The organism is Bartonella sp. AP21QHHD (genome assembly GCF_042196205.1).
Taxonomy (GTDB): Bacteria; Pseudomonadota; Alphaproteobacteria; order Rhizobiales; family Rhizobiaceae; genus Bartonella.
Genome location: NZ_JBHIPT010000122.1, coordinates 94061 through 108868, shown reverse-complemented (window position 1 = coordinate 108868; position 14808 = coordinate 94061). Strand labels below are relative to the sequence as shown.

11 protein-coding genes are annotated in these 14808 nt (G+C 34.8%); 5 read left to right on the top strand and 6 right to left on the bottom strand.

Annotation, left to right across the window (positions count from 1 at the left end; genetic code table 11):
- Positions 1-121: 121 nt before the first annotated feature.
- Positions 122-508: a flagellar export protein FliJ gene (locus tag ACFIMC_RS09900; protein WP_375606932.1), complete on the top strand. Its 387-nt coding sequence runs from the start codon at positions 122-124 to the stop codon at positions 506-508.
- 139 nt (positions 509-647) lie between these two features.
- Here ACFIMC_RS09900 and ACFIMC_RS09895 read toward each other — a convergent pair whose 3' ends face one another.
- The gene (locus ACFIMC_RS09895; protein WP_273790817.1) at positions 648-923 is read right to left on the bottom strand and encodes a DUF1153 domain-containing protein; all 276 of its coding nucleotides are present in this window, start codon (positions 921-923) and stop codon (positions 648-650) included.
- 390 nt (positions 924-1313) lie between these two features.
- On the opposite strand from ACFIMC_RS09895, the gene mnmA reads away from it, so the two are divergent.
- Positions 1314-2537: a tRNA 2-thiouridine(34) synthase MnmA gene (gene mnmA / locus ACFIMC_RS09890; protein ID WP_375671879.1), complete on the top strand. Its 1224-nt coding sequence runs from the start codon at positions 1314-1316 to the stop codon at positions 2535-2537.
- Between the two features lie 280 nt (positions 2538-2817).
- On the opposite strand, the gene ACFIMC_RS09885 is transcribed toward mnmA, so the two are convergent.
- Positions 2818-3627, bottom strand: coding sequence for a TrmH family RNA methyltransferase (locus tag ACFIMC_RS09885; RefSeq protein ID WP_375613343.1), 810 nt, complete (start codon positions 3625-3627; stop codon positions 2818-2820).
- A 765-nt stretch (positions 3628-4392) separates the two neighbouring features.
- Here ACFIMC_RS09885 and ACFIMC_RS09880 point away from each other — a divergent pair.
- Positions 4393-5301, top strand: a complete 909-nt coding sequence (locus ACFIMC_RS09880) for a cation diffusion facilitator family transporter (RefSeq protein WP_375613344.1) — start codon at positions 4393-4395, stop codon at positions 5299-5301.
- Between the two features lie 1295 nt (positions 5302-6596).
- On the opposite strand, the gene ACFIMC_RS09875 is transcribed toward ACFIMC_RS09880, so the two are convergent.
- Complete coding sequence (locus ACFIMC_RS09875) at positions 6597-7436, bottom strand: DUF1460 domain-containing protein (RefSeq protein ID WP_375671880.1); 840 nt, start codon at positions 7434-7436, stop codon at positions 6597-6599.
- Positions 7437-8193: 757 nt separating this feature from the next.
- On the opposite strand from ACFIMC_RS09875, the gene ACFIMC_RS09870 reads away from it, so the two are divergent.
- Complete coding sequence (locus ACFIMC_RS09870) at positions 8194-9414, top strand: MFS transporter (RefSeq protein WP_375628786.1); 1221 nt, start codon at positions 8194-8196, stop codon at positions 9412-9414.
- 870 nt (positions 9415-10284) lie between these two features.
- On the opposite strand, the gene carA is transcribed toward ACFIMC_RS09870, so the two are convergent.
- Positions 10285-11481, bottom strand: a complete 1197-nt coding sequence (gene carA / locus ACFIMC_RS09865; protein ID WP_375628787.1) for a glutamine-hydrolyzing carbamoyl-phosphate synthase small subunit — start codon at positions 11479-11481, stop codon at positions 10285-10287.
- A 213-nt stretch (positions 11482-11694) separates the two neighbouring features.
- Here carA and ACFIMC_RS09860 point away from each other — a divergent pair, with 213 nt between their 5' ends.
- Positions 11695-12192 (top strand): GatB/YqeY domain-containing protein, encoded by a 498-nt coding sequence (locus tag ACFIMC_RS09860; RefSeq protein WP_375611965.1) that lies wholly within the window; start codon positions 11695-11697, stop codon positions 12190-12192.
- A 677-nt stretch (positions 12193-12869) separates the two neighbouring features.
- Here ACFIMC_RS09860 and ubiC read toward each other — a convergent pair.
- Positions 12870-13376, bottom strand: a complete 507-nt coding sequence (gene ubiC / locus ACFIMC_RS09855) for a chorismate lyase (protein WP_375671881.1) — start codon at positions 13374-13376, stop codon at positions 12870-12872.
- Between the two features lie 1148 nt (positions 13377-14524).
- Positions 14525-14776: a GlsB/YeaQ/YmgE family stress response membrane protein gene (locus ACFIMC_RS09850; protein ID WP_273790808.1), complete on the bottom strand. Its 252-nt coding sequence runs from the start codon at positions 14774-14776 to the stop codon at positions 14525-14527.
- Between the last annotated feature and the right edge of the window lie 32 nt (positions 14777-14808).

Genomic DNA, 14808 nt, shown 5'->3' with positions numbered 1-14808 from the left:
AGGCAAAAATTATTATAATTTCAAGTTAATAGACTGTTTTTGTCGGATAGATATATAACTAAAAGATATTTATTGGGTGTGAATGCGAGTTTTGAGTTGGCGCAATCAAGGAGTAGTGAGTATGAAGCCACGAGAAAATATGGTGCGATTGAGGATGTTTCAAGTGCGTGGAAAGCGCCGTGAAATTGCACAGCTTGAGATGATGATCGCAGAATTTGAACGAATGGTGTTAGAGTTGGAAGCACAGATTACTCATGAAGAACGTAAATCTGGAAACAATGATGTTCACCATTTTGCTTATTCTGCTTTTGCGCGTGCAGCGCGGCAAAGACGTGATAATCTGATCAATTCAATTCGTGATTTAGAACTTCAAAAAACAAATGCTGAAATTGCTCTCCATGAAGCTAATACAGAGCTGCAACGTGCACAGCTTTTGGAAGCACGAGAAAAGAAGATTGCTGCGGATGATAAGGATATTTTGATTCAATCTAATTCAATGGTTGGCTAATTTAATGGCTGGATGATAAAAGCAATTATTGAAAAATCCATTCTTTCAGGTTTATCTTTTGGATATAGTATAAAACAGCCAAACTTTTATCAAGTTTGGCTGTTTTATAGATTGCTTTATGTTATTAATCAATGGCAACTTAATGCCTGTAGTGTTGAATCTTGGTCGTTCGTAATCCCGCTAAACCGTGTTCATCGATTAAACTTTGCCATGAAAGAAATTCTTCTACGGTCAAAGTATAACGGTGGCACGCTTCGTCAAGACTTAACAATCCACCTCTGACAGCCGCAACAACTTCAGCTTTGCGACGAATCACCCAGCGCCGTGTTGTTTGCGGCGGTAGGTCGGCAATTGTAAGCGGACTTCCATCTGGCCCAATAACATATTTCATTTGTGTTTTTATCAAGTTGCTCATTCGTATCCTCTACCTTTAGTCAAGGACTTGATTCGTTTATAGAGCATGAAATTTAAAAAAGAGCTAAAAGCGCTGAAAGAAAAAATTAATAAAGTGATTGGGTATGTAAAAAGAAGCTCAAGTTGAAGTGTGTAGAAGAGATTCTTGCAATATTTTACCGGATTTTTCAAAAGAGAAAAAAGGTTTTCTCCTAAACGATTACCATTATGCCTTATTTCTATCATTCTTTTTTTGTTTGCAGCAGCTTTTAAGAAAGTAATGCCTATGGTTGTGGAAAGGATAAAAAAATAATATAAAGGCAATCAATCGTGTAAAAGTGCTAAAGAGCGTGCATCAGAATGTCAACATATGGCTAGCCATTAAACAGAGCATTAAATAGAGAATGAATACATGTTTTTAAACAGTCTTGATTTACCAGGACAACCTGAGGATTCTCGCATTGTTGTTGCAATGTCGGGGGGGGTTGATTCATCGGTTGTTGCAGGTCTTTTGAAAAAGGAAGGGTATAATGTTATTGGCATTACGTTGCAGCTTTATGATCATGGGGAAGCAACGCATCGGGTGGGGGCGTGTTGCGCAGGACAAGATATTGAGGATGCACGCCGCGTTGCAGAAACACTAGGAATACCGCATTATGTTCTTGATTATGAAAAGCGCTTTCGCGAAGCTGTTATTGATCCTTTTGCAGAAAGTTATGCTCATGGAGAGACCCCAGTACCATGTATTGCATGTAATCAAACGGTTAAGTTTGCTGATTTATTAACAACGGCACGCGAATTGGGAGCAGATGCTTTGGCTACGGGACATTATATTCGTTCGCGTTCCCACGGAGCGCATCGAGCACTCTTTCGTCCTCTCGATAATGATCGTGATCAGAGTTATTTTCTCTTTGCAACGACACAAGAACAGATTGATTATTTGCGTTTTCCACTTGGTGACCTTCCAAAAGCCCGCGTTCGTGAAATGGCAGCAGAAATGGGCTTTGTGGTTGCCAATAAGCATGATAGTCAGGATATTTGTTTTGTTCCACAAGGAAAATATTCAGATGTTATCGCAAAACTGCGTCCAGAAGCAGCTAATCCTGGCGTTATTGTCCATATTGATGGAAAGATTTTAGGTAAACATTCGGGAATTGTTAATTATACGGTTGGTCAACGTCGTGGTATTGGGGTGTCAACGGGTGAAGCGCTTTATGTGGTTTATCTCGATGTGGAAAATGCACGTGTTATTGTTGGACCGCGTGAAATGTTAGAAACGCATAAGCTTTTTTTACGTGATGTGAATTGGCTTGGTGATGAGTCGTTAGATAATTTCCCTTCTCAAGGTATTGAGGTGGCTGTAAAGGTGCGTTCAACGCGTCCTCCTCACCTTGCGCGCTTACATTATAAAGAAAGTATTTTTTCCGTTGATTTATTGGAATGTGAAAATGGTGTGGCACCAGGGCAAGCTTGCGTTCTTTATGATGGAAATGGTCATGAGGCGCGTATTCTTGGGGGAGGATTTGTAACACATTCAGAACGTGCAGCCGATACTGAAATGATGTTGAAGCGCGTTTTATGCAATCTCGAAACAAAAGATTCTGTTCCCTCAGAACTAAAAACAACAGCTTTATAAAGAATAGTAAATTGATTTATAATGATATTTTTTAATCTTAAACTTGAATGAGAGACTTCCGGAAGATTTTCTCATTGAAAGTTTGTTTTATGATTGAATCCATCAAAATTATATCTTCTGCACGTCATAAGCGGGGTTAGGGTGTGGAAAGTGATGATAAAGAAAATGTAAAAATGTTTTTTATCAATGCTTTCAAAGGCTAGGGAACGGCAATATTATTGGAGACTGGTAGATAACATACAACATTGGGTATGTTCTATAACTTGAAGTGTTATCATCTTTAGTGGTCAAAGTTGGTAAAATGAGCAAGTGCAATACCTGAGGCTGTGGCAACATTAAGGCTGTCAAAACCGTCAGTCATGGGAATACGTAAGGTGTTTGATTGTTGTAGTATGTGGAGTGGTAAGCCATCGCCTTCTGTTCCAAAAATAAGTGCTATTCTTTTGCTTTTGTTGGCTTGTTTGAGAGTGTGTGAGGCAGAAGGGGAGAGTGCATAAAGATGAAAGTTTTCATCGTTTAGAGCAGCTATAATGTCATCTATATCAGCGTTTTGCGTATAGGGTACTTTTAAAGCAGCGCCGGCAGACACTCTTATTGATTTGCGATAAAGTGGGTCGCATGAGGTTTTGTCGACAATAATGCCATTACTGGCAAAGGCTGCTGCATTACGAAAAATTGATCCCATATTATCGTGATTCGAGATACCACATAAAATAAGAATCAAAGCTTTTTCTGGAAGATGTTGTAAAAAACTTTGTAAAGATGGCAGTATTTTGCGTTTACCAATACCCAGAACACCACGATGAACATGGAAGCCGGTGATATTATCCATAACTTTTTGTGGAACGCAATAAATGGGACATAGGGGCTGTGTTTTTTCTAAAAGCGGTAGAAGTCCAGAGAGACGGTTTGCTACGATGAGCAGTGAGATGGCAGAAAACTCTTTTGAGTGTAGTAATGCGGACAATGTTACTTTGCCTTCAGCAATAAATTGATGTTGCCGTCCAACAAGATCTTTTTCACGGATATTATGATAGGCTTTTAGGCGTGGATCATCTGTTTCATTGATTGTTATGATATTCAAATGCATGCGAGATTTTTAGTGCTTTTTTCTTATGATTTCCAGATGTTAGAATTTGTTTTATTTAAAAAGAAGAGATAAAAAAATATTTTTTAAAACTTATGGTAGAATTTATGTTGACAATATACAACCATAGGTATAATGTAAAAATACTGATACGGAATCATATATTTTTCTTGTATCGGGTGCAGTGTCTTGGGTCCCCGCTATTTCCCAAGTTCTGTATGCCCTTAATTTCTAAGGGAAAAGAATCTGGGTCCCCAATGCCCAGATTCTTTTTTTTGAGGGTAATCATTGTTCTTCTTTTTATATCTAAATTTTTTAGTAAATCATATTTTAAAATCCTATTGACCTGTAAGATTACTGTAGAGTGCTAAGATATTTTTTCTAAGGTGCAAAGATGGCTTATAGATGGGTTATAATGCACATCATAAGACTGAAAAATAATGCATGATCATGATAGATTTGAGCAAAAACAAGTTTTTCGTTTATGAGAAGTGAGATGGCTTTAAGTTATTCAGAAAACGATTAATAATGAAGGTTATGTGTTTGATTGCTCTTGGGAAAACTCTTCTTTCTATTATTTTCTCTCTTCTTTATTTATTGGTGCTGTTCGTGTAACTGAGCAGTTTTTACGATAATAATGGTGAGCTGAGGCGTTTATTGTATGATGAAGCTTCTGTAATATTGAGGAAAGATCGTCGTTATGCCAAAAGTATAATGATATGGTTGAAAATATTAATTCCCTATTTCGTGAAGAAAAGGATGAGGTTCATGGATGTAAAAATCAATATACAAAGCTTAACTTTATACTCTATTTTTATTGCGTGTATTGTTTTTGCTTTGAAATATTGGGCATATCACATCACAGGTTCGGTTGCACTTTATTCTGATGCATTGGAATCAATCGTTAATATTCTTGCGTCATTAGCAGCATGGTGGGCTGTTAAAGTGAGTATGAAGCCAGCAGATCATGATCATCCCTTTGGGCATCATAAAGCGGAATATTTTTCCGCAATTCTTGAAGGGGTACTCATTATTATTGCGGCAATTGTTATTTTAAGAGAAGCATGGATAGCTCTTTCTACCGTTAAATTGTTGCAGAAGCCTGGAATATGGCTTGTTATTCATCTTATTGCAACTGTCATAAACTGTATGTGGGGAATGGTTCTTATTGGGCAGGGAAAACTCCATCGCTCACCGGCTCTTAAAGCTGATGGAGTACATTTTATAACTGATGTTTTTACGTCGCTTGCAATTTTAATTGGTTTGATTGCTGGTTTTGTCGGAGGATGGGGAGCTTTAGATCCAATTTTAGCGATAATCGTTGCCGTTAATATTCTCTTACAGGGCTGGAAGGTGATTAGAAGTGCTGTTCAGGGATTAATGGATGTTGGCGTTGAATTGAATGAAAGCATGCGGATTCGGGAGCTGATTTCTGCAAATGCATCGGGTGCGCTTGAGGTCCATGATTTGCGGACGCGTGTTGCTGGGAGGGTTACTTTTATAGAGTTTCATTTGGTTGTGCCTGCTATAATGCAGGTAGGAGAAGCACATAAAATTTGTGATAAAATCGAAGCTGTTCTTCAAAAAGAATTTGATAATGTGCGTATTTCTATTCATGTCGAGCCTGAAGATGAGGCAAAATTGCCTCCTGGTACAACGGTGATCCCTTTTATATAAAAAGATTTTTTCGAATTGTCTGTTATGTTATAAGGGCTGTTTTTTATGATGGAGCGATTCATACCTCTCGAAAATACGATGATGCTCTTTTGTTGATTTTATTTTTGCATCAATCAAGTATACAAGGTTAAACAGAGTATTTAAGGCAAGATTTATTCTATTTCGTTAAAACACTGTCATTTAAGGTGTGGTGAGATAAGGCATATAAAATTTGATCTATTAAGTGTTTTTAGAGTATGAAGTAAATATTCAAAATAGGACTTACCGCTGTATTCTTTTGTAAGTGAATCTCATGAAATGGTTAGCAGCTTAAATCCACTTAAGAGAACGGATTGTTTACAGACTTTCAGGAGTAGATGTTTCGTCTCTTAGGGCGAAGAGGAGTGAAGCCTTCGTAATAAGTTTTAATGAGATTTAATTATAAATTTTATATAAAAGTTATGAATAGGGTTTTAAAGTTTGTGATCATAGATTAATCATCATTGTTGTTGCTAATAAATGTATTGTTTTATCGATACAATGGATTCTGTTTAGAGTGTTCTTTATTGCATGAAAGATGGGGACTCATTAAAGAATGAAAAAACCAAAAATAATGCTCATATCTCTACTCTTTAAAGGATATTATTGTCGTTGCTGTAGAAAATCGTAAAGCTGAGCGAAAGAATGATGCTAAAGATAGAAACTGGTTTTTAATTGATGCCTTCATATTTTCATTCCAATCTGGCATCAAAATTTTACAAGGACTCGTACAGTACTGGTGCATCCTAATCATAAATATGCTGCTACATTAGGGCTATTTTAATTTATAGACAACAACAAAAAGCAAAGACTTTATAAGGAAAACAAAGCTATAAAGTCAAAAATTTATATGCAATAAATTAGAGAGGTAGATCGAATTTTTATAAAATACTTTATAAACAATAACCAAACATATCTGGCTTTACTTTTACTTATTTTTACAAACATTCGTTTGTGTCTTTTGCGTTATATTTGTAAAGATCAGATTAGCTGTAATCTATAGATAACTCTTGGTTGAGAATATGAAAGGAAAGCGTGATACTATAGTAGACTTTTTTCTGTCTTTATCGTTCAACCAGTATAAAGTGATTATAAATCCGTGATTTCTCCAAAAATGATTTTGTCATACCTATAAACAAAGTTAGATCAAAACGACTTTTTTCTCTTAAAACTGTAAACAAAAATATTGTATCCGTATAGCTTGAACGAAGTTAGATGTTTACCTGAATAACGACAGTATATATTTTAAGAATAGAGAAGATATTTCATATCGCATGTTATTCAAGAGCTCTTAAAACAATGATTCCTGGTGTTTTTTCAACATAATTCATAAAAGGAGAATCAACGACTTTTTCGTTTTCTTTTCGTGAAGAAGCATTTCTTAACATTGGCCCTTTATCTGTCATGATAAAGAAGCCCACATGTGTTACATCCAATCCAGCAAGTTTCGTATAAATACCAATGAAATCACCAGACTGTAAATGACCTATAACCTCCTCATTAATAAAGTTACTTGGAATATACGTTATTGTGCGTTTCACAACTGGCAACCCAGGTAGATAGCTTCCACCATCAGCTTTTTTGTTGAGATATTTTTCTATTTTTACCGCATGGGGACTTATTTCAGCGGTAATATCAGTGGCGAGTTTATATTCTCTATAAGCCCAATCTGTAAAAAAATGTTTCCGATTTAAAAAATGAACATTACCGTTAATATAACGTGTTTTTATGACGTTATTTATGAATTCTGTTTGGGATGTTGATTTGCGCAATGCTTCAACATAATCCAGATAAGTGAAGCAATCTAAGCCTCTAAAGTCAATAATCAGTTTTTCTGGTGTATTTTCTGAGCCATGTAACATATTTGCTTGGTAAGGTGTCCCTAAAAAAGCTTCAGAAAGAAAGTCAATTAGTGCCCCTTTTTCCTGATAATTTGTTTCTGAACGTTTTTTGAGAAGAGTATTTAATTTATTTAGAGTATAGGGATCTAGGTTTACGTTGGTTGTTTGTTGTGTTTTTATTTTATTTTCTAAAATACTCTCTTGTGAATCAGAATCCTGAACATCACATCCTGTTACCAACATTAATATGAGAATTAATAGGGATATTTTTCGCATTTTATACACCATTTTTGAATTAAAAATTCATGACGAACTATTTCTAAAAGTGCTATTTTTTTAAATGCTTATCATGATCATCGTTAGATTTAATGGTAGCATACAATCATTAAGAGTATCAATGAATATAAAGATAAAATAAGGTTCCACAAATTGCAAGCGATATGAATATTTTCTAAGATTATAGAATTAAAGAACTTTCTCTATAATATACTTATTTTTTAATCAAAATTATTGTCAAATAAATACTTTTAAAAATATGATGAGCTTTTTACGTTGTTAAGCTATTCTGGTGATGCTGCTTTAACCTTATAGCATATTCTGAGGGTAAGAAAATTTTTTAAGAGCTTATCTTTTAAAAGGTTTCAATTACTATAGTATATCTAACGTATCTGATGGAATTGAGATTCCTGAAAACGGTGGGATGAGAGGGGGAAACGATGTCTGATAAAATTCATCATAATGTCTCTAAAACTATTGGAAATACTTTGTGTTTCATGAAATTTTGTTCATGAGTTTGTCGCACAAATATTTTGTTCGTATAATGCAAAAAATTTTTATTCTTTGACAATGAGATAGCAATTAAATATATACCAATTAAAACGTAATTTTATAGTTTTATCTTGACTCTTACTTAAATTTTTACTTTGTTATTATTTTGTATGTGAAAAGTATACGGTATAGAATACTTTTAAAAGGAAACGGGAGTTAAAAGAGAGCGGGGGAGTCATTGTATGCGTAAAATAGTGTGTATGTTATGCCAGACCAAATGCTCAATCCGAAATTTGTTCAGCGTGGGCTCGTTTTAGTGTTCATCACTTTATTGTTAGATATTCTTTGTATTGCGATCATTTGTCCTGTTTTGCCTGAATATTTTTCTCAATTAACTGGAAAAGAGGTCAGTACATCTTTTGTAGAAAGAGGAAAATTACTTGCAGCTTATTCAGTGATGCAGTTTTTGTTTGCTCCTGTTATTGGCAATCTCTCTGATCGTTATGGTCGTCGTCCTATTTTGCTTCTCTCTATTATTTGCTTTGCTCTTGATAATCTCATATGTGCTATAGCATGGAGCTATTCTATGTTATTTATCGGGCGTCTTTTGTCAGGGATAAGTGGCGCTAGTTTTGCAACTTGTACAGCTTATCTTGCGGATATATCTGATGATAAAACCCGTACACGCAATTTTGGTCTGTTAGGCATTGCATCCGCATTGGGGTTTATTTTAGGATCGTTTATTGGTGGTTTTTTAGGTCAGTTTGGTCCGCGTATTCCGTTTTATTTTGCTGTTGGTTTTTCACTCATTAATTTTATTTTTTCTTGGGTTATGCTTCCAGAAACCCTTTCTTTATGGAATAGGCGCTTTTTTGATATTAAGCGGGCAAATCCCTTAGGTGCTTTTTGGCATCTGAAACAATACCCGATGGTTCTTTGGGTGTTATTGGTCTTTTTTCTTTATTGGTTTGCGGAATCTGTATGGTTAAGCATTTGGGCTTTCATTGCAAAAGAACGCTATGATTGGAGTTCTTTTTCTATTGGACTCTCCTATAGTGTTTTTGGGATAGGCCAATTTATTGTAGTCGCTCTCATTTTGCCTTATTTTTCTAAACGATGGAGTGATTGGCATATTGTTATAGTAGGGCTTTTGTTTGCCTCTGTTGCTATGCTGGGTTATACATTTGCGACGCAGGGGTGGATGGTTTATATGGTTTGTGTGTGTACTATGCTTGAGTATCTTGTTCATGCACCTATACGTGCTATTGCTTCAGCGCAGGTACCGACAAATGTACAAGGAGAACTGCAAGGAGCGATGACATCTGTTATTTCGTTGAGTTTAACATTTGGTTCTGTTTTTTATGTGTTTCTTTTTGAATGTTTTACAGATAAAAATGCACTGTTTTATTTTTCTGGTGCTCCTTTTGTTGGAGGCTTTTTTCTTCTTGTTGTTGCGACAGTTATTTTTGTCTTGCGGGTACGTTAATTTGTTGAGAGGGGCTGGTACGTACTATTTTGCTAGAGAATGCACAAGATAAACAAAATGTATCATTTTATAGGCAGAAAGTTTTTTGTGATATTTGTTTCACAAAGTGTTGTATAGAATATCGATATATCCTTCTCATTTAGTGAAAATAATTTTTTTATTTTGTGATATTGTTTGTATAGGGGAGACCGTATTTTTTCTATTGCTTGCAAATTAATATCCAGTGCTAATGTAGCAGCATATTGAAAAAAAAAGATTAAAACGTATCTGAGTTAGATGTATCAGTATTGTATGAACAATTCCAAATTTTATATGGCAAATTGGAAGTAAAATATTGCTTATATTTGTTGGCATCATTTCTGGAATCGAAAGACAACCTCATTTTGGAAGAATATAACGTTGTAAAATTGAAAAGATGTTTTCTGTTTTGCGATTACTTTTTTATTCGACTTTACAGTTTTCAAAACCATCTACGGCAATATCTTTTAAAAAGTAGAGATTTGTTGCACTGTCTCACACTTTAATTTTTTTATTCTTTAGGAGGGATTATGTTTCTCATGCACAATAGAATGCTTAAAATTGTATTGTGAATCAAATGCTTATTTGAATATTAGGCACTTTACTCTTTTTAAAAATGGTTTTTATCGACCCACTTATCTTGCTTGGGGGGAGAAACCAATGATTTTGATGGATACGACCTTAAGAGGAGAGGAATGAGAAAAATTTAAGCTATTCAGAGCGCTCTTTTTAGTTTTAGAATGATCAATAAGAATATTTATTCAATAAGTTGTAGGTATAAAAATAATATAATTGTGCGTAGGAAGATGATATAATTTAAAGGAGAGAAGTTAAAAGGTGAGGCTTTTTATTTTAAGATATTTTTTTATAATTCATAATGAGATCACTAAAATGCTGAAAGAGGTAGTGGCTATCTTGTGGTCCAGGAGAAGCTTCGGGGTGATATTGAACAGAAAAAACAGGTTTTCCAATGATTCGAATACCACAGTTTGAACCATCAAAGAGAGAAATATGTGTTTCTTGAACATGTTGTGGTAAAGAGGAAGAATCTACGGCAAAACCGTGATTCATCGATACAATCTCAACTTTTCCAGTGTTAAGGTCTTTAACTGGGTGGTTGGCACCATGATGTCCTTGGTGCATTTTCACGGTCTTTGCACCAACCGTAAGAGCGAGAAGTTGATGACCAAGACATATTCCAAAAATTGGTAAATTATGATCAATTAATGTTTTGATTGTTGGAATGGCATATTGAGCCGTAGCTGCGGGGTCTCCTGGTCCATTAGAAAGAAAAACGCCATCAGGGTTTATTGCCAGAATTTCTTTTGCAGTTGTGTGAGCAGGCACAACAGTAATGCGTGCTTTTTGTGTTGCCATAAGGCGAAGAATATTACGTTTAATACCGTAGTCAATTGCAATGATATGAAGATTGTGCACATTGTTTGTACCGTATCCTTTATTCCAACTCCATGGTTTTTCATTCCATTGCATTGATGATTGAGATGTCACGTCTTTCGTAAGGTCAAGATTGACGAGACCTTGCCATTTTTGCGCACGTTTCTTTAAAGAAGGAATATCAAAGTTTCCATTAGCATCGTGTGCAATGACAGCATTTTGTGCACCTTTTTCACGAATAAGAATTGTGAGTGCACGTGTATCAATACCACAAAGTGCAATAATTTTACGCGTTTTAAGCCATTGATGAAGATTTTCATTGGATCGATAATTTGAGGGATGTGTAATGTCTGCTTTGAAAATAGCGCCAACAGCACCATGACAATTGAGAGGAGAGAGATCTTCAATATCTTCGCTATTTGCCCCTACATTTCCTATATGAGGAAAAGTAAAATTAACGATTTGTTGTGTGTATGACGGGTCTGTGAGGATTTCTTCATAGCCTGTGATGGCGGTGTTAAAACACACTTCAGCTTCAGCTATACCTGTAGCACCTGCTCCTTTGCCTTCAATAACGGTTCCATCTGCTAAGACTAAGAGGGCTGTCGGTTTTTTGATACTCCAAGGGTGGCTGGGTGAAGTCGCTTGTATCATAGTATGTATCCACAATTTATTCTCTGAAAGGTATAATGATCAACTTTACACAAAAATCATACCTTTAGCAGATGCTGTGTATATTATTCTGGTAACGTTTCGCTTGAAGTAGGCAGTATAAGTACATTCCATGAAGAGGTAAAGTCTTGTTTTAGCTTTTCGAAGATCGAGTCCTTAATTATTTTTTATTCTCCATTGCAAGATGGATAAAGATTGGTTAAAAGGCATCTTCTTCTTGAACAAAAATTGGATAAATTTATGTTGCGTAACCAGATTGATGGGGCTCTTAGGGCTGCTTTGAAAGCGCAAGATAGTGCGCGTCTTGCTACACTTCGTTTAATGAATGCTGCAGTTAGGGATCGTGATATTCTTTATTATGATGAAGGGAAGCTAGAAGTGGATGATCAGCAGATACAGTCTGTTTTCACTAAAATGCTTCAACAGCGTGAAGAATTGATGCGAGCCTATAAAGAGTCTGGTTGCTTGGAATTGGCAGAGAGAGGACAAGCAGAAATAGAAGTTATTCGTGAATTTCTTCCCTATCAACTTAAGGAGATGGAAGTAGAACAGGTTCTTTGTGAAGCTTTGGCACAAACAAAGGCAGAAAAATTACGCGATATCGGTAAGGTGATGGCATGGCTTAAGGAACGGTATGCGGGGCAAATGAATTTTTCTAAAGTGTGCAATAGTCTTCGTCAAAAATTGCAATAGATCTTGTTAATTCAAGGGGATTGGAAAATATTTTTTATTGTGCGTCGCCTTTGTAAGTCAGTAGGATGTTGATAAATATCATTTATTTTTTATATACATACTATTATCAAAAAAATATTTTTTTGATATCAACGAAATTTTTTTGGCTCTTATAGAGCAATAAACATTCTTTTAAGTATTATATTTTTCTGTTCTTCAAAGCTGTTAGACCATTAAAAAACAAAAAGGTTATAGAGTTTTTACTTTTAAAAAAAGATCTATTATTTGCACTGTTAAAAATTTTAAAACAGGATGATTAAGTTAATTGATACAGATTTCCAATTTTGGGGAGTGTATTATTGTCTTTTTTGCTGTTTCAAAGCATTTGTTTGATAAAGAGTTACCATATTTAGAGTAGTGATTATTCGGTAAGAAATTTAAATATAGATGGTTTTATCAATATGGCGTGTATCTTTTTAATTCAAGTGCTGGTTTTAATGATAAGAAAATCAGAATTTTAGAACGTTTTTTCTAGGGAAGAGATTTTTTAAGCTGAGTTGATGAAATAAAAGGATATTTTGAAAAGAAATCTTTGTTTTTAATGTGTTCTTGAGATAATTTTGAAATTCTTTTCTCTGATTAAATCCCTTATAAGCTATATGAAATCTATAAGTTATGCAGAATAAAATGAGTAACCTCTATTTGTGGGGATACAGTGGTGAATCTGTTAAAAATAGTTCAGTTAGCAACAATGGCTTACCCGTTAACCGCAAACGGGAACGGCGTGCCCATAGCGCACCTTGTTGACCAATATGAATGTAATCGCGGGTTAATTTGTCATTGTTAAATAAATAATGTCCTAGAGGTACAGTTCCCAAATGCATCAAGGCTTGATTGTGTAGGAGGGTTTCTTGTGGAATTACAGTGCGTCCAAGGAGCCAAGGTTTATTATCTCCCATTAATATGACTTCGCGTAGCCAATAACGCGCATTTTCGGGGAGATGCTCTGCTTCTTCTGTTAATTTATCTCGCGTAATAAAACATTCGCGTTGTGGTTGAACTTGGAGGCAGGTACAATATTTCTTTAATCGAAGCGTCATCGAGCCCGATTCCATGAGCCAATCGCGAACGTTTTCTGGTATTGGAGGATTTTGATCAGAGAACCACGTTAGAGGCGGTAAGATGGAATCTTCAAGATCAGACATCGTTTTACTCCACAGCTAAAGTCTTATTCCATATGTTATGTTGGGTTAAATAGATAGCTCTATTGTAATACAAGGAGTATAAAAGCAGCAAGATTTTAACAGGAAGATATCAAAGGGAAAGTCGATTGCAAAGGTCTTTAAAAGAAGATATGCGGGAAGTATATATTATAGGATTATTTTCATTAAAAAAGCAAAATAAGGTATTATGTTTTATCCAAGGCACTTTCACAATGCGTTACGGAAATTTCTTTATCGCATGAGAGCAATGGGAAAAATGTTTCGTGCTTTAAAATTCGTTTGTAACGCATATAAAGAAGAGCTAAAAATTCATCTATGCAAGATGATATAAAGAGGAAATTTTAAGAGGAACAAAACTTTATTTTATACTTTAGAAAGAGAAGAGATATTCAAATCTTTTGAATTGAGATGTAAAGGAGATCGTATTCTTTATAATCAAGAAGTTTATAGTAATGCATATATTTTTGCAAAATATATTATATTATTAAAATTTTGAAATATTACATCACATAATGTGTATTAATTTTATAATAAATTTGCATTAATATTATTAATTTTTACTTATATATTTTTATTATTAAAAATAAATTTAAAAAAACACATTATAATTTAATTTTCATATTTATTTTAGATACTATTTTATTTCATAGATTAGAAAAAATATTTATCATTTTATTCTTGCCGTCTCTCTTTATTTCTTAAGAATGTAAAAAAGCGCTTCGAGTTTTTCGGTAAAAAGGGTATTGTTGATAGAGTGTATAGGTGTTAAGCATTATACGGTAGAATTTTTAATCATCGTTAGTGATTTTTGTAACCTTATGAATTGTTATTACAGTGAGATATGCTGGATTTGCGCACGTGGTACATAAATCAGTTCGTATTTCGTTAAAATAACGCAACATATCTCTCCTGATATGCGTAAGTTTATATAGGTATGAAATGGTGCGTTATAAAGTTCTTTACTGCATTTCGTTTTATAATACGGTGATGGTGTATGCCTAAAATCGCAGCTTAAGCATCTCACCATCATATCAAAATTGGTAACAACAAGTTACAGGGGAATATTTCAAACTCTGCTAGTTGTTTCCTAGTTTTGTATTGAATCCCAAAAGGTGTAAAAAATAAATACTCTATGATCGAATTTTTTGTCCTATCCATATAAGAATACAGGCTCCTATAAAACCTGAAATAAGATAGCCAAGCCAACCAGCAAAACTTACACCTAAAAGACTAAAAAGAAAGCTTGCTAGCGCAGCGCCAATAATCCCTAAGATAATATTTAACAATATTCCTGTTTGGCTTTTCATAATATACTGTGCAGCCCAACCTGCAATTCCGCCAATGACAATAGCTGCAATCCAGCCGATGTTTGCATTTTCCATGATACCCTCCTTTGTCTGAATTTAAATTGTAA